At 60.8% G+C, this 1,518-nt stretch carries 1 protein-coding gene; it reads left to right on the top strand.

Annotation, left to right across the window (positions count from 1 at the left end; genetic code table 11):
• Positions 1-1,427 (top strand): glycoside hydrolase family 97 protein (locus tag QZY44_RS32765; protein WP_295457648.1); only part of this gene is annotated, 1,427 nt, incomplete at its 5' end.
• Positions 1,428-1,518 lie beyond the last annotated feature (91 nt).

The raw sequence follows: 1,518 nt of genomic DNA, 5'->3' as shown, positions 1-1,518 counted from the left end.
CGCTTAACCCTAATTTCAAACATGGACTGCCGTTTCTGGTCCAGACCGCTGCGGCGTATGTCGCCATCACCGAGTCCGACCTGCTCGACTGGTCCGGCATGTGGCTCGTTCCCAAGGCCGGCGCCAAAAACACGCTGGAGGTGCAACTCGCTCCGCCGATACCGGCGCAGCCCTGGCCGTCACGCAAGCCGTCGGCGACAAATGGGGTGGAGGCACAATCCGCTCCGCCGGTGGGCGAGGTTCAGAAGGGCCTGGTTGTGGCCAAGACTCCCCACAATTCCCCCTGGCGGACATTCATCATCGGCCGCCAGCCTTACGAACTCATTCAGAGTGACCTGGTGTTGAACCTCGCCACCCCGAGCAAGATCGCCGCCGCCTCCTGGATCAAGCCGGGCATGTCGTCCTGGGGTACCTGGTGGTCCGCCACGGGGCAAAACGACCTCCCGACGCTCAAACAGTACATCCAGCTGGCCGCCGACATGGGCTGGCCGTATCAATTGTCGGAGATTTACGACAAATCGATTGTGCCCGATTTGGTGACCTATGCCAAGGAACGGGGCGTCCGCGTGTGGCTGTGGTTCCACTTCAACGACTTCATCGACAGCGCGGTCTATAAAAGAGACTTCCCCATGTACGCGCAATGGGGCCTGGCGGGACTGAAGATCGACTTTATCGATCGCGACGACCAGTGGGCAGTCAACTGGTACGAAGATATCTGCAAGACGGCGGCCGAAAACAACCTGCTGATCGACTTCCACGGCGCGTACAAACCGACCGGCCTGAATCGCACCTGGCCCAATCAGATCACGCGCGAGGGCATCCAAGGCAATGAATATAACAAATGGAGCACCAAAGAAACCCCCGAGCACAGGGCCACGCTGCCCTTCACGCGCATGCTGGCCGGCCCGGGCGACTACACACCGGGTGGCTTCCACAACCGCCAGCCGTCACAGTTCGAAAACGTAAAGGTCAATACGCAGGTGCAAGCTACGCGCGCCGGCGAACTGGCAATGTTCATTCTCATCGAGAGTCCGTTCACCGTCGCCTGCGATTCGTTCAATAATTACAAAGACCAGGATGGCAAATATCAGCCCGGCATAGATTTCCTCAAGAGCCTGCCGACCGTTTGGGACGAAACCCGCGGCCTAGCCGGTGAAGTGGGGAATTTTGTGGTCGAGGTGCGGCGCAACAGCAAGAACTGGTATCTGGCCGCGATCACTGACAGCAATGCCCGCGAATTGCCGGTGCCGCTGAAGTTCCTGGGCGCAGGCGATTGGAAAGTCACCCTGTGGGAAGACGCGCTCGACAGCGACCAGAACGCCGAGCATTTGGTCAAGAACAAAAGAACTGTGCACCCGTCTGACACCCTGCAACTGAAGCTGGCGCCCGCGGGCGGAACCGTGGCGATCTTCTCGCCCGCTAGGTGAAGCGCCGACGGGGGGCGGCCTGCCTCGCCGAAGCTTCACCGAAGGCTGGCGCGCCGCCCCCCGGATGAGGCGCCTGCCGTGAACGGCGGGT

This window comes from uncultured Thiodictyon sp., from assembly GCA_903837595.1.
Lineage (GTDB): Bacteria > Pseudomonadota > Gammaproteobacteria > Chromatiales > Chromatiaceae > Thiodictyon.
Note: the sequence above shows the minus strand (reverse complement) of the source record. Positions and strands in the feature narration are given on the sequence as shown.